The organism is Microbacterium sp. GbtcB4, from assembly GCF_019091465.1.
GTDB lineage: Bacteria > Actinomycetota > Actinomycetes > Actinomycetales > Microbacteriaceae > Microbacterium > Microbacterium paraoxydans.
This window is the reverse complement of the sequence record NZ_JAGXJJ010000001.1, coordinates 748,640-762,218: the sequence shown is the minus strand read 5'-3', so window position 1 is coordinate 762,218 and position 13,579 is coordinate 748,640. Positions and strand designations below refer to the sequence as shown.

Genomic DNA, 13,579 nt, shown 5'->3' with positions numbered 1-13,579 from the left:
GTCTCCCTCAGCTCACCGCGTGCCGCGCGAGGTTCTCGCGGTCGTACTCCAGGCCGTTCCCCGGCGCTCCGGTCGGCACGAAGAACCCGTTCTGCGGCCGCTGCGGCACGATGACGCCGAGGTCGCTGAGCGTGCCGCCGTCCGTCATCTCGCCGAACAGGGCGTTGGGCACCGCGCAGAGCACGTTGGCCGTGAGCTCCATCACGAAGTGCGGCGTCATCGGAGCGTTGTACGCCCGGCCCAGGGCAGCGATGTCCATGTAGGGCGTGATGCCGCCCACGCGACCGACGTCGGCCTGGATGAAGTCGCACGCGTCGGCGAGGAGGTACTGGTTGAATTGCTGGAGCGTGTAGACGTTCTCGCCCAGCCCGATCGGGATCGGCGAGCGGGCCCGGAGGCGGGCGTGCGAGGCGACGTCGTCCACGCGCAGCGGCTCCTCCACCCAGTAGAGGTTGAGGTCGCGGAACCGGGTGACCGCCCGGACCGCCTCCCCGTAGGTCCATCCCTGGTTGGCGTCGACCATGAGCGGATACTCGCCGACCGCCTCGCGGATCTTGGTGAGCCGGTAGACGTCCTCCTCGAGGTCCGGCTTGCCGACCTTGACCTTCCCGGCGGCGTACCCGTCGGTCTTCCACTCCTTGACCTGCTCGACGACCTCCTCGGCGGAGAGGTTCAGGTTGATGCCGCTGCCGTACAGCGCGACCCGGTCGCGCACCTGGCCGAGGAGCTTCGCGAGCGGCTGCTGGTAGTGCAGCCCGAGCAGGTCCCACAGCGCCACGTCGATCGCGGCGAGGGCGAGCGTCGTGGTCCCGCCGGGGCCGTTGTCGCGCAGGTGCTGCCAGGAGTGCTGCCAGACGGCCCGCGGATTGACCTCGCGGCCGATGAGCGTGGGGATGAGCTCGCGCAGCGCCGCCACCATCATCTGGCCGCCGACACCGGACGTGTGGCTGAAGCCGGTGCCGACCAGCCCGGTGTCGGTGGTGATGTCGGCGAGGATGATCTCGATGTGGGTCACCCGATGGATCTGGTCTCCCCACGGCCCCTTGGGGAGGGGGATGCGGGAGAGCTGGAGGTCGATCGATTCGATTTTCATGCGTGGTCCTTCCGGGACGACGAGGAGGGGACGGGAGCTTCAGCCCTTGACGGCGCCGGCAGCGAGACCGGCGACAAGGCGCTTCTGCACGAGGAGGAAGCCGACGACGACGGGGAGCACCGAGAGCACGCCGCCGGCGGTGAGGAGGTCCCAACGGATCTGGTACTCGCCGATGAACAGGTGCAGGCCGACCGGCAGGGTGCGGGTCGCCGTCTGCGAGGTGAAGGTGAGGGCGTAGAGGAACTCGTTCCAGGTGAGGATGAACGCGTAGGTTCCCGCCGCCACCATCCCGGGCCGCAGCAGGGGCAGCAGCAGGATGCGGACGATCTGCGCGGACGAGGCCCCGTCGATCTGACCCGCCTCCTCGATCTCCCGGGGGATGGAGTCCGCGAACCCCTTGAGCAGCCAGGTGGCGAACGGCGTGGCGAACGCGGCGTGCACGAGGGCGAGACCGAGCGTCGTGTCCATCAGCCCCATCCCGCGCAGCTGCCCCTGCAGCGAGATCACGAGCAGCACCGCGGGGAACATCTGCGCGAGCAGCAGCCCGATCATGACGGCCCCGCGACCGCGGAAGTCGAACCGGGACATCGCGATCGCGGCGCCGGTGGAGACCACGAGGGTCACCGGGACGGCGATCGCGGCCACGGTGAGGCTGTTCCGCAGATAGGTCAGGAACGGCGTCGTCGACAGCAGCTCGGCGTAGGAGGCGGTCGTGAACTCCGAGGGGATGAGGTTCGCTCCGGCGCCGGCGAGCTGATCCCGGGGCGTGAGCGACGTCAGCAGCATGACGATGTACGGCCCGAGCACCATCGCGAGCACGCCGAGGAGGGCGATCGCGAAGCCGGTCCTTCCCGCGAGGCGGCCGAAGCGGACGGGGGCGGTCGTCGTGCTCATCGCGTGGTGTCCTTTCGGGTGAGGCGCACGTAGAGCGCGATGAAGACGGCGAGGAACAGGGCCTGGATGACGGCGTACGCCGCGCCGGCACCGAAGTCGCTGGCCTTGTAGGTCGTCAGATAGGACTCCAGCGCCAGGGTCGTCGAGGAGGTGCCCGGCCCGCCGCCGGTGAGGATGAAGATGAGGTCGACGTAGTTCGAGGTCCAGATCAGGCGCAGGAGCGTCGTGATGAGGATCGTCGGGAGGATGGCGGGCAGCACGACGTGGCGGAACACGCCGACCGGGCCGCACCCGTCGATCTGCGCCGATTCCTTGAGCTCGCCGGACACGCTCTGCAGTGCCGCGAGGATCATGATGGCGAAGAGCGGGATGCCCTGCCAGACGTCGATCATCACGAGCGTCGGCAGCGCGGTGCTGTTCTGCGAGAGGAACTCGATCGGCGCGTCGATGATCCCCGCGTTCAGCAGCCACTGGTTGAGGACGCCGTTGTTGGGGTCGAGGATCCACTTCCACATCAGCGCGACCAGGACGCTCGGCGTCGCCCACGGGATCATGATCAGGCCGCGGTACACGCCCCGCAGGGGGAAGCGGTTGTTCAGCATGAGCGCGAGCGACAGCCCGCCGATCAGCTGGAGGGAGACCGCCCCGAAGGTCCAGAACGCCGTGCGGCCGAGCGTGGGCAGGAACTCCGCCGTGCCGATGACACTGGCGAAGTTCTGGAACCCGACGAACTCGAGCACACCGGTGAAGACGCTCACGTCGTTGAACGAGAACCAGATCGAGCGGACGAGCGGGTACCCGGCGAAGACCGCGACGAGCACGATCGCCGGCGCGAGCAGGACGAGGGGGGCGACCGAGCCGCGGCGCGCGCGTCGCCGGGGCCGGGTCACCGGCCGGCGCGGGGCCGGCCGGCCGGTGACGACCGCTTCCGTGAGGGTGGAACTTGCCATGTCGGTCCTCAGCGCAGCACGTCGGACATCTTCGTCAGCACGTCCTGGCTGCTGATCTCACCCTGGAACGCCTGCTGGATGAGCGGGTTCCACTCCTTCGCGGCGAGCTCGGCCACCCCCTCCAGCGCCGGCCACGTCTTGGCGGTGGGAATGGCGTCGACCGCGACCGCGAGCTGCGGGTCGGACGAGTACGCCTCGGTGTCGATCACCGACTCGAGCACCGGAAGCTGACCCTGCGGCGAGGCGGAGATCTTCTCCATCTGCGCCTCCTCGCTCAGCCAGGAGATCCACTCCCAGGCGGCGTCCTTCTTGTCGGAGCCCTCGAGGATGACGTTGCCGCTCATGCTGCCGAGTGTCGCGCCGGGCTTGCCGTCGGCCGTGGGGATCGGGACGACGCCGAGCTTGTCGCCGAAGACCCCCTGCAGCTCCTTCAGGGAACCCGGGTGGTGGATCATCATGCCGGTGAGGCCCTCGACGAAGTTCGTCTTGACGTCGGCGAAGGCGGCCGTGATCGATCCGGGGGGCGCCGCCTGCAGGTCGGTGACGATGCGGAGGTAGTCCTCGTTCACCGCGACGCCCTTCGCGTCGTCCAGGACGACCTCGCCGGAGTCGTCGACGACCGACGCGCCGCCGGCGTACATCCACGCGAGCCACTGGTCCTGTCCGCCCGCACCGCCGCGGACGTCGATGCCGTACCGGCCGTCACCGGTGAGGGCGGCCGCCGCGTCGAGAAGGTCCTGCTGGGTGCGCGGCGCGTCGAGTCCGAGTTCCTCGAAGTAGTCCGTGCGGTAGTAGAGGTAGAGCGTCGTGTACTGGTGCGGCAGCATGTACACCGCGTCCTCGCCGGGCAGCTGACCCGTCGCCCAGAGCGAGTCGACGACGTCGTCCGAGGCGTCCCAGCCGTCGACGTACGCGGTGAGGTCGGCGATGGCACCCTGCGGCGCGAACTGCCCGAGCCACCAGTCCTTGCTGCGGGCGGCGTCCGGGCCGGTGCCGTTCATCGCGGAGGACACGAGCTGGTTCTGGTACTGGTCGAGCGGGATCGTCTCCAGCACGACCTTCACGTCGTCCTGTGCGCCGTTGAACTCGTCCGCGAGCTCCGTCCAGGTGGGGTCGGTCGCGTCGTCCTGCCAGAGCCAGTAGGTGATCTCGACGGGGCCGTCGCCCTCCCCGGACGGGGCGCTGCCGGCACAGCCGGTGGCGAGGGCGACGACGCCGAGGGCGGCCAGGGCGGGGAGGATTCGGGTGGATCTCATGATGCGTACTCCTTCGTCGATCAGATGAGGGTCGTGCGAAATCGATTTCAAGACGGGTGCGACAGAACGCGCCGGTGCGCGGATTGTCAGACCGGCAGCGGGGCCGTGGTGCCGAAGTCGATGTCCGGGTAGCGGTTGCGGACACCGTAGAAGTGGGCGTCCAGCTCGTGGACGGCCCGGCGGGTGTCGCCGGCCTCGATCGCATCGACGATGCGACCGTGCATCGCGGCGATGGCGGGATCCTCCTCGACGGGCTCCTCGCGTCGTGCGGCAGCGAAGACGACCCAGAAGGACTGCAGGAACTGATCCACGAACGCATTGCCCATCGGCGCGAGCAACCCGCGGTGGAACTGCTGGTCGAGCTCGGCGAAGCTCTCGTTGCGCAGGGCGCGCTCCACCATCTCCTCCGAGAGCAGCCGCAGACGGGCCAGGTCGCTCGGCTGCAGGCGCGGGATGACCAGAGGCAGCAGAGACGTCTCCAGCGCGTGACGCACCTCCAGGAGCTCGCGGGTGGCGGCTTCGGGGTCGTCGACGAAGCCGATCCAGCGGGTGGCGAGATCGGCGGCGCGGAATCCTCGCCAGACCCGACGCGCCCCTTGCCGGGACACCACGATGCCGAACGCCTCGAGGACGCTGAGGGCCTCGCGGATGCGCTGCCGTCCCACCTCCAGCACGGCGCCGAGCTCCGCCTCGGTGGGCAGCGGGTCGCCGATCTCCAGGCCGGAACGCTGCAAGTGCTGAGCCAGACGCCGGGCGAGCGCGTCCGACAAGTCGGACCCGGTGACCTCGATCTTGTCTGACATGTTCCGTTCGCCCCTTCGCGATATCGGCGGAATTCCTGGTTCTGAGCCTAGACAGTCGTTGCGCTTGTCGTCAAGTGCCCTCTCACCCACGTTCACTTGTCCGACAAGCGAGCGCGGGCACACGCAGAGATGCCGCGACCCGAAGGCCGCGGCATCCCGTCGCGTGCGTGTCCCCGGATTCGCGTCAGCGGTGCGCGGCCACCACCTGCGCGACGGCCGCCCGCTCATCGGCGGAGGGTTCGGCGATGGCCATACGGCAGTGCGTGTCCACGACATCGAGCACGCGGTACGCCTCCTTCATCCGCGCCATGTCGCCGCCGATGAGCGCGACGACGTCGTCCACGGCGGCCTGTGCCGCGGCGATGGCGTCCGTGTCGCCGGAGCGTCCGGCGTCGGCCAGGGCGCGGAAGGGCTTCGGCGTCACGGAGGAGACACCCGAGACGACGCCCTGCGCGCCCGCTTCGACGGCCGCGATGAGGTCGCGGTCGGCGCCGGTGTAGAGCTCGAAGTCGGCCGGCACCACCGCGCGGTACGCCGCGATGTCGTCGAGGGAGAGCTCGCTCACCTTGGCCCCGACCACGTTCGGCAGGGCGGCGATGCGTACGAGCAGCTCCGGCGAGACGGGGTTCCCGCTGCGCGCGGGATAGATGTAGACGTAGAGGCGCCCCTCCCCCACGGCTGCCGAGACCGCGCGGTAGTAGTCGAGGATCGCGTCGTCCGTGGCACGCAGGTAGTAGGGGGTGAGGGCCGCGAACTCCGTGGCCCCCAGCTCCTTCGCGATGCCGACCAGGCGCACGGCCTCGAAGGTGCTCGGCTGTCCGACGTGCACGATGACGCGCATCCGGTCGGCCAGCTCCGCCAGCGCGGCACCCACGAGCGCCCGGAACTCGTCCGCATCCACAGCCGGGAACTCACCCGTGGTGCCGAGGACGAAGGCGCCCTCGTTCCCCGAGTCGGCCACGAACCGGAAGATCGCACGCGACCCGTCGAGGTCGAGGGTCCCGTCGCGGTGGAACGCGGTCGGGACGGCGGTCAGGATGTCGTAGCGGGTCACTTCTCGGTCTCCTCGGGGGTCGTGCTCTTGCGGTTCTTGCGGTCGGCGCGTCCCCGGCGCGCACCGGCGTCGACGTTGCGGACGGTGGAGGTGAGCAGGTCGGGTTGCGCCGCGAGCTCGTCGTGCGCCTTCTCGATCTGCACGATGCTGTCGGTGTGGAGGATCGAGTCCTCCACCGAGGCCCGCTCTGCCCGGGGCGTGCGGGCGGCGCGGATCGCGGGCATCACGATCGACAGCACCGCGAGCGCGAGCAGGACGAGGGCGATCGGGCTGACGACCTCGAAGAACGGCCGCGTCGGCAGGATCGCCAGCGTGCGGGCGAGGTTCTCCTCGGCGAGCGGACCGAGCAGGAGACCGAGCACCACGGGTCCTGCCGGGACCTGCATGCGCTTGAGCAGCACGCCGACCACACCGAAGACGAGCATCGTGACGACCGTCGACAGGCTGTTCGAGGTGGCGTACGTGCCGATGATGCAGAAGATGAGGATGCCGCTCCACAGATACGGCTGCGGCACGTCGAGCAGCTTGACCATGCCCTTCATCCGCACGAGGCTCAGCGCGAGCGATAGGAGGGTCGCGACGAGCATGATCCCGACGATCGAGACGACGAGGTCGGGGCGGTTGGTGAACAGCGTGGGCCCGGGGGTGATGCCCCAGATGATCATCGAGCCGATCATCACCGCCATCACGGAGTCCCCGGGGATACCGAGTGCCATCGTGGTGGTCAGCGAGCCGCCGAGCGTGGCGCTGGAGGCGGTGTCGGACGCGGCGACGCCCTCGATCGATCCCTTGCCGAACATCTCCGGGTGCTTCGACGCCTTGCGCGCCCGCTCCCAGCCGATGAGCCCGGCGATGTCGCCGCCGGCCGCGGGGATGAGGCCGACGCCGAGGCCGACCGCGCCGCCGACCGCGGTGGCCCGGCCGCTCTGCTTCAGCTCCGCGCGGTTCGGCCACCAGCGCCCGAGGCTGGAGATCGGTCGGACGTGCGACTTCCGGTGCGTGAGGAGCTGGTCGAACAGCTCGGCGATACCGAAGAGCCCGATGATGACGGCGATGAAGTTCACGCCCTCGACGAGTTCCAGCACCCCGAACGTGAAGCGCTGGTCGGCGGTGGCCGCGTAGGTTCCGACACTGCCGAGCATGAGTCCGAAGAGGCCCGCGAGGATGCCCTTGAGCATCGACTTGGACGAGATGCCGATCATGATCGCGATGCCGAAGACGACGAGCGCGAACAGCTCGGGCGATTTGAAGTAGTCCCGGGCGAAGCTGGCGATCGGCACGGCGGCGACCGAGAAGAGCACGAGCGAGGCGAGGATGCCGACGGCCGACACGATCGCGGAGATCGTCAGCGCGAGACCGGCCCTGCCCTGTTTCGCCATCGGATAGCCGTCGAGGGTGGTGGCGATGGAGGCGGGAGTCCCCGGGGTGTTGATGAGGATGGACGGCACCCGGTCGCCGAAGTTCGCCGCGACGTAGATCGTCAGCAGCACCGCGAGGCCCTGCACGGGTTCGAGGGTCATGGTGAAGCCGGCCGCGAGCGCGACGGCCATGGTCGCGGTGATGCCGGGGAAGGCGCCGACCATGAAGCCGAGGATGAGACCGACGCCCATGTAGAGCAGGATCGAGATGTCGAGGAGCGAGTTCAGCCCCTCCAGGAGCGCGTTCACAGGGGGATCCTCAGGAGCATGCCGAAGACGACGTAGACGAACGCCGTGACGGCGGCGGAGTAGATGACGAGGCTCAGCCAGCGGCGGTGGCCGTAGAGGAGCATCAGTGCGGCCATGAGCAGGGCGCAGGCGATCGGGAAGACCTCGATCCGGTAGCCGAAGAGGATGACCGCCCCGAGGGACCAGAGCGCGATGAAGGCGCCGGCGATCGCGATCGTCGCGATCACCCGGAGGACGCCTCCCGGCTGGATGCGCTCGATGTCTTCGCGGGTCGGAGCCGGTCTCGTGATCGCCACGGCGAGGAGGGCGATCGCGACGACGACGCCGGTCACGCCGATGACGAGCGGCCAGAAGCGGGCGTCGATCTGTCCGGGGGCGGCCTCGCGGCGCAGTGGGATCTGCGTGGCGAGGAAGAGGTAGCCGGCGGTGATCGCGAGGGCGACGGCGGCGAACGCGATCTCGAGGGGTCGCGAGGAGGTCGCCCCCTCGTAACCGGCCGGAGCGGCCGGCTCGGCCGCGGTGTCGGGGCTGGTCATGGTGCTCCTTCGTCGGAGGACGCGGTGGGGTCGGCGCGTACCGACCCCACCGGAGGTGTTCAGCCCAGGAGATCCTGGAACAGGGCGAACTGGTCGTCGACGAACCCGGTCCACTCCGCGGAGTCGCGGTAGACCACGAGGTTGCCGGCGTCCGCCTGGAACTTCTGGTAGCTCTCGGACTCCACAGCCTCCTTGACGGCGGCCTCGAGGGCGTCGTGCACGTCGTCGGGCAGGCCGGCCGGCGCGTAGATGCCGCCCCAGCCGCCGAAGACGACCTCTTCGCCGATGGCCTCCTCGACCGTCTCGACGTCCTCCGCGTCCGGGTGACGCTCGTCGTTCATGACCGCGAGGATGCGGACGGCCTCGCCCTGCGCGAGGGCCTCGCCGAGTCCGGAGACGGCGGCGACGGTCTCACCGGACGCGGCGGCCGCGACCGCCGTGGCGCCACCGTCGTAGGGGACCGGGGTGAAGTCGGCGTCCGTGGCCTTGCCGAGGCCGAGGGTGGCGGCCTCCCAGATCGAGCCGGCGCCGGAGTTCGCGACCGTGACCGCGCCGGACTTCGCCTGGGTCACGAGGTCGTCGAGGGTCTCGATGCCGCTATTGGCGCCCACCGTGATGACGCCGGGGGCGAGCATGATCTGTCCGAGCAGGTCGAAGTCGTCGGGCAGCACGTCGGCGCTCTGGGTCGTGTTGAGCATCGCGATCTCGACCGGGGCGAACCCGATGACGTAGCCGTCCGGGTCCTGCGAGCCGACGTACTCCATCGCGAGCGCTCCCGCGGCTCCGGGCATGTTCTCCGGGATCACGCTGACGCCGAGGATCTTCTCGAGCTCGGTCGCGAGCGCGCGGGACGACAGGTCGGAGCCGCCACCGGGGTTGGCCTGGATGATCAGCCGGATGTCGTCCTCGGGATAGGTCGAGGCGGCCCCCTCGCTCTCGTCGACCTTCGTGCAGGCCGACAGCACCAGAGCGGTGGCGGCGAGGGCGGCGAAGGCAGCGGCCGCCCGAGTGATGCGCATGCGGGGCATCTTTGCTCCTCTACGTGGGTCGACCGTGTTGTCGACACCGCGAGGCTACCAGTGTTGACTGTTAACAGTCAACACTGGTAGCGGGTCACCGCACGCGACACACGGCCAGGAGGTGCGGGCTCAGCTCCCGGATTCCGGGAACGGTGCTCCCGGCGCGCGCCAGCTGGAGAGCCGCCTGCGTGAGCGCCGTCTCCTCCACGGGCATCCCCTCCAGCAGCAGCCCGCCGGGCCCTTCGACCCCATGGACCTCCAGAACGTCGAGTCCGGCGGCGACGGCCTCCTCGGTGAGCGACTCCGCCGTATGGAAGTGGCCCGCCGGGAAGCGACCCCGCGAGGAGGGAGTCCCGCGTTCCAGCAGGGCGCCGTGTTCCTCGTCGAGATGGAGGTCGGTCACGCCCAGCGCGAGCTGACCGAATCCGACGAAGCGCGAGAGCCCTGCCGCGAACACCCACCCGCCGGATCCCACCACCCGTGCGGCCTCGCTGAGGGCCTGGACGCGGTCCGTGCGATCGGCCAGGTGGTACAGCGGACCGAGGAGAAGCGCAGCATCGAAGCTGTCCGCGGCGAACCGCAGCGAGCGCGCGTCGCCTACCTGTGCGTCCACCCCGAGCTGCGCCGCACTCCGGACATGACCCGGCACCGGGTCGACGAGGGTGACCCGATGCCCGCGGTCCAGGAGCGAGCGCGCATGGACACCCGCCCCACCTCCGACATCGATCACGCGACCCTCGGTGAGGTGATCCGCGATCAGCTCCTGGATGCGCTGGTGCTCGAGCGGTCCCTGCGCCGACCGGGTCGTCAACCGCACCGATTCGTCGAACCGCTCCTCGTAGTAGTCGCGGATCCGCTCGTCGAGCTCGCGCTGGTCCATGGTCGGCCTCCGATCGGTAGGCCTCCATCATCCACGCCCGTCCCTCCGCGTCTGACCGGCTCTAGCCGGCCGTAGCGTTCTCGTACGCCCGCATCGCGGCCTCCTGCGCCTCCTTCAGCGCGTCCTCCGGCGACTTGTCCCCGAGCAGCGCCGCCGTGATGGCGTTGTTGAGCTCGTTCTGGATCTCCTGACCCGCCGGCGAAGAGCCGAACGACTGCCCGTAGTCCACCACGTCGTAGTAGGTGGAGATGACCTGATCGAAGCCGGCGTTGCCGCTGTCGGTGACGAAGGTCTCGCGGATCGACTGGTCGGCGGAGGGCGACCCGGTGAACAGCCCGGTGTTGATCCCGCCGTCGGTCTTCAGGGTCTCGGCACGTGCCTCGCCCGCCGCATTCCACGCGTCGTCGGAGGTGAGGTTCACCATCCACGCGCACGCCGCCGCGGGGTTCTCCGCTCCGGCCGGGATCACGAACGCGGTGCCGGAGGCGACAGAGAACGGCTCGCCGTCGGCGTTCCGGAACGGCACGGCCTCGAGGTCGATCTGGTCGGCGTAGGGGCTCAGCACGTTCGGATACCACTGCGCGTTCACCTGCGCGCCCACCTGCTGGGCGACGAACTGGTTCTGGTCGCCGAAGGCGTCGAACGAGTCGGTGAAGCTCTTGACGGCCGCGAAGCCGCCCTGCGCGTCGGTGATCTGCTTGAGCATCTCGATGCCGGCGACGTTGCTGGGGTCGTCCAGGGTGGGCGCCCCCTTCTCATCGTTGAGCTGGCCGCCCATGCCGAGGATCCACAGCCCGGCCTGACCGGTCGCGACCGGATCGAACCCGAGCCGCGTGGGTACGCCGCCGGACTCCTGGTACATCTTCTCGATCGCGCCGAGCAGCACGTCGGGCTTCGAGGTGTTGATCTCGTCCGCCGTCACCCCCGCCTCGTCGAGCACGGCCTTGTTCAGCAGGATCGCCGGCGGCTGGTAGAACTGCGGCACCGCCCACACCGCGTCGTCGTAGGTGACGTCGTCGACGACGAAGGGGTACCAGTGGTCGCGCGGCGAGACGTCCTGGGCCGCGAAGCATTCGTCGAGCGGCATGATGAGGTCCTGCGCGGCATACGTGGTCACGTACCGGCGGTCCATCTGCACGACGTCGGGCACGTCGCCGCTCGCGATGCGGGTGGTGAACTTCTGCGCGTCGAAGGCCGTCGCATCGAGGTCGACCTCGACGTCCTTCAGCTGCTCGGCGGCGTAGTCCATGCGCGAGGTGCCGACGTCGTCGGCGTTCTCGAAGCCCCACGCCTTCAGCGTGCCGCTCGGCTCCGCCCCGAAGTCGGCGTCGGCCGCCTGGTCGTCTCCCCCTCCCCCGCCGCACCCGGCGAGGACGAGGACGGATGCCGCGGCGACCGCGGTGATTCCCAGCATGCGTGTGCGCATGACTGCTCCTTTCGATCTGTGGTTCGTCATCCCTTACGCCCCTGGGTCGCGACGCCCTCGATGAAGGCGCGCTGCCCGAAGGCGAAGAGGATGAGCATCGGGAGGGTCACCAGGAGGGAGGCGACCATGACGTACTGGTAGTCGCCATGACCGCCCGCCGTGGGGCTGTACTTGGTCATGGCGTACGCGATGCCGAGCGGCGCGGTGAACTCGTCCACCGACCCGGCGTTGAGGTAGATGAGGGCGGCCTGGAGGTTGTTCCAGCTCGCCTGGAACTCGAACAGGAACACGATGACGAACGACGGGATCGACAGCGGCATCGCGATCCGCCAGAAGAGGCCCCAGGCGCTGGCCCCGTCGAGCCGCGCCGCCTCGAACAGCTCCCGCGGCAGGCCGAGGAAGAACTGCCGCTGCAAGAAGATGTAGAAGGCCGATCCGAAGAGGTTCATCCCCCACAGCGGCACCCAGGTGCCGAGGAGTCCGGTCTCCTTCCAGATGAGGTAGATCGGGATCATCGTCACCGCGCCGGGAAGCATCATCGTCGCGAGCACGAGGCCGAACAGCAGGCCGCGCCCCGGGAAGCGGAAGTAGGCGAACCCGAACGCCACGATCGAGCTGGAGATCGCGACAGCACCGGCGGCGAGCAGCGCGATGGCGATGCTGTTGCCCATCCAGTTCAGCAACGGGAGCTGATTCCACACCTCCACGTAGTTCTCCGGCACGAAGGTCTTCGGGATGAGGGCGTTGTCGAACACCTCCCCTCGTGGCTTGAAGCTCGCCGCGAGGAGCCACGCGAAGGGGTACAGGAACAGCAGCGCGAACAGCACGAGGATGACGTTCAGCACGATGCGGGCGATGAGGCTCTTCGGCTGCCGCAGCTGCCGTCGCCAGCGCGAACGGGTGGCGACGGTGGTCGTGAACGTGCCAGGGGACTTCTCGGGCTCCGCCTCGACGGGGACCTGACGCAGGGTCTGGGACATCAGCGGTCTCCCTCGTAGTAGACGAAGCGGTTGCCGACCTTCACCTGGATGAGCGTGATGATCATGATGATGACGAAGAGCAGCCACGCCATCGCCGCGGCGAAGCCGAAGTTGAACTGCCGGAAGGCCTGCTGAAACAGGTAGATCGCGTAGAAGAGGGATGCCTCCGGTGACGAATTGCTCTGATCCCGCCAGAACAGCAGGTACGCCTGGTCGAAGATCTGGAACGCGGCGATCGACAGCACGATGACGTTGAAGAACATGGCCCCCGAGATCATCGGGAGGGTGATCGAGAAGAACTTCCTGATCGGTCCCGCCCCGTCGAGCGAGGCCACCTCGTACAGCTCGACGGGCACGTTCTTCAGCGCCGCGAGGAAGATCACCATGGTCCCCGCGACGGTCCACAGCGTCATGATCACGATGCTCGGCTTGACCCATGCGGGGTCGACGAGCCACTGCGGCCCCTGGATGCCGAACACCCGGAGGAACTGGTTGATCGCCCCGGAGTTGCCGTTCAGGAGGAGGAAGAACACCGCCGCGGTCGCGACGGCCGGCGTCATCTTCGGCAGGTAGTAGAGCACCCGGAAGGCACCCGCACCCCGTCCGACGCGGTTGAGCAGCAGGGCGAGGATCAGCGCGAACACGATCTCCAGCGGCACCGCCATCACCACGTAGAACAGCGTGTTCGCGAGCGAGACGCCCACCCGCGGGTCCTCGAAGAGGTTGGCGTAGTTGTCGATGCCGACCGGGCGAGCGCTGTTCGTGGCGAGGTTGTAGCTGCTGAACGAGATGTACAGGCTGTAGACCATCGCGCCGGCCGTGAAGATGAGGAATCCGATGAGCCAGGGCGAGATGAAGAGATAGCCGGCGAGGGCCTCCCGGCGGTTGTACCGGTCCCGCTGGCGGGTCTTGAGCGGCATCCACCTGCCTCCTTTCCGAGGACGTGCAGACACGACACTCCCGTCCTGGCGCGATGCTAGATCCGGAGAAGCGGTTCTCCGCGGGGCTTGCGCAGAACCGA

At 68.9% G+C, this 13,579-nt stretch carries 13 protein-coding genes; all 13 read right to left on the bottom strand.

Annotation, left to right across the window (positions count from 1 at the left end):
• Positions 1-7: 7 nt before the first annotated feature.
• The 13 genes from KVS71_RS03620 to KVS71_RS03560 all read right to left on the bottom strand — a co-directional run bounded on the left by KVS71_RS03620 (position 8) and on the right by KVS71_RS03560 (position 13,478).
• The gene (locus tag KVS71_RS03620) at positions 8-1,093 is read right to left on the bottom strand and encodes a mandelate racemase/muconate lactonizing enzyme family protein (RefSeq protein ID WP_105950595.1); all 1,086 of its coding nucleotides are present in this window, start codon (positions 1,091-1,093) and stop codon (positions 8-10) included.
• Positions 1,094-1,132: 39 nt separating this feature from the next.
• Positions 1,133-1,987, bottom strand: coding sequence for a carbohydrate ABC transporter permease (locus KVS71_RS03615; RefSeq protein WP_217583828.1), 855 nt, complete (start codon positions 1,985-1,987; stop codon positions 1,133-1,135).
• A complete protein-coding gene (locus KVS71_RS03610; RefSeq protein ID WP_217583826.1) occupies positions 1,984-2,937 on the bottom strand; it encodes a carbohydrate ABC transporter permease in 954 nt (317 codons plus the stop codon). Before KVS71_RS03610 ends, KVS71_RS03615 begins: the two co-directional genes overlap by 4 nt.
• A gap of 8 nt (positions 2,938-2,945) precedes the next feature.
• On the bottom strand, positions 2,946-4,193 hold the full coding sequence (locus KVS71_RS03605) for a sugar ABC transporter substrate-binding protein (RefSeq protein ID WP_144881814.1): 1,248 nt from the start codon (positions 4,191-4,193) through the stop codon (positions 2,946-2,948).
• An 86-nt stretch (positions 4,194-4,279) separates the two neighbouring features.
• Positions 4,280-4,996 (bottom strand): FadR/GntR family transcriptional regulator, encoded by a 717-nt coding sequence (locus KVS71_RS03600; RefSeq protein WP_186326365.1) that lies wholly within the window; start codon positions 4,994-4,996, stop codon positions 4,280-4,282.
• Positions 4,997-5,180: 184 nt separating this feature from the next.
• A complete protein-coding gene (locus KVS71_RS03595; RefSeq protein ID WP_144881810.1) occupies positions 5,181-6,050 on the bottom strand; it encodes a dihydrodipicolinate synthase family protein in 870 nt (289 codons plus the stop codon).
• Positions 6,047-7,717 carry a tripartite tricarboxylate transporter permease gene (locus tag KVS71_RS03590; protein WP_217583824.1) on the bottom strand — a complete coding sequence of 557 codons (1,671 nt, stop codon included), beginning with the start codon at positions 7,715-7,717 and terminating at the stop codon, positions 6,047-6,049. Before KVS71_RS03590 ends, KVS71_RS03595 begins: the two co-directional genes overlap by 4 nt.
• Entirely contained in the window at positions 7,714-8,253 is a 540-nt protein-coding gene (locus tag KVS71_RS03585; RefSeq protein ID WP_217583822.1) for a tripartite tricarboxylate transporter TctB family protein, read from the bottom strand. Before KVS71_RS03585 ends, KVS71_RS03590 begins: the two co-directional genes overlap by 4 nt.
• 59 nt (positions 8,254-8,312) lie before the next feature.
• Positions 8,313-9,272 (bottom strand): tripartite tricarboxylate transporter substrate binding protein, encoded by a 960-nt coding sequence (locus tag KVS71_RS03580; RefSeq protein ID WP_231729519.1) that lies wholly within the window; start codon positions 9,270-9,272, stop codon positions 8,313-8,315.
• Positions 9,273-9,366: 94 nt separating this feature from the next.
• Positions 9,367-10,152: a class I SAM-dependent methyltransferase gene (locus tag KVS71_RS03575; RefSeq protein ID WP_217583820.1), complete on the bottom strand. Its 786-nt coding sequence runs from the start codon at positions 10,150-10,152 to the stop codon at positions 9,367-9,369.
• 61 nt (positions 10,153-10,213) lie between these two features.
• Complete coding sequence (locus KVS71_RS03570; protein ID WP_217583818.1) at positions 10,214-11,578, bottom strand: extracellular solute-binding protein; 1,365 nt, start codon at positions 11,576-11,578, stop codon at positions 10,214-10,216.
• A gap of 26 nt (positions 11,579-11,604) precedes the next feature.
• Positions 11,605-12,558: a carbohydrate ABC transporter permease gene (locus KVS71_RS03565; RefSeq protein ID WP_060921598.1), complete on the bottom strand. Its 954-nt coding sequence runs from the start codon at positions 12,556-12,558 to the stop codon at positions 11,605-11,607.
• Positions 12,558-13,478 carry a carbohydrate ABC transporter permease gene (locus KVS71_RS03560; protein ID WP_085605109.1) on the bottom strand — a complete coding sequence of 307 codons (921 nt, stop codon included), beginning with the start codon at positions 13,476-13,478 and terminating at the stop codon, positions 12,558-12,560. Before KVS71_RS03560 ends, KVS71_RS03565 begins: the two co-directional genes overlap by 1 nt.
• Positions 13,479-13,579 lie beyond the last annotated feature (101 nt).

Coding starts and splice junctions, on each gene's coding strand:
- KVS71_RS03560 (WP_085605109.1), bottom strand. CDS start 13,478: ATGCCGCTCAAGACCCGCCAGCGGGACCGGTACAACCGCCGGGAGGCC.
- KVS71_RS03615 (WP_217583828.1), bottom strand. CDS start 1,987: ATGAGCACGACGACCGCCCCCGTCCGCTTCGGCCGCCTCGCGGGAAGG.
- KVS71_RS03600 (WP_186326365.1), bottom strand. CDS start 4,996: ATGTCAGACAAGATCGAGGTCACCGGGTCCGACTTGTCGGACGCGCTC.
- KVS71_RS03620 (WP_105950595.1), bottom strand. CDS start 1,093: ATGAAAATCGAATCGATCGACCTCCAGCTCTCCCGCATCCCCCTCCCC.
- KVS71_RS03585 (WP_217583822.1), bottom strand. CDS start 8,253: ATGACCAGCCCCGACACCGCGGCCGAGCCGGCCGCTCCGGCCGGTTAC.
- KVS71_RS03610 (WP_217583826.1), bottom strand. CDS start 2,937: ATGGCAAGTTCCACCCTCACGGAAGCGGTCGTCACCGGCCGGCCGGCC.
- KVS71_RS03565 (WP_060921598.1), bottom strand. CDS start 12,558: ATGTCCCAGACCCTGCGTCAGGTCCCCGTCGAGGCGGAGCCCGAGAAG.
- KVS71_RS03570 (WP_217583818.1), bottom strand. CDS start 11,578: ATGCGCACACGCATGCTGGGAATCACCGCGGTCGCCGCGGCATCCGTC.
- KVS71_RS03605 (WP_144881814.1), bottom strand. CDS start 4,193: ATGAGATCCACCCGAATCCTCCCCGCCCTGGCCGCCCTCGGCGTCGTC.
- KVS71_RS03580 (WP_231729519.1), bottom strand. CDS start 9,272: ATGCGCATCACTCGGGCGGCCGCTGCCTTCGCCGCCCTCGCCGCCACC.
- KVS71_RS03575 (WP_217583820.1), bottom strand. CDS start 10,152: ATGGACCAGCGCGAGCTCGACGAGCGGATCCGCGACTACTACGAGGAG.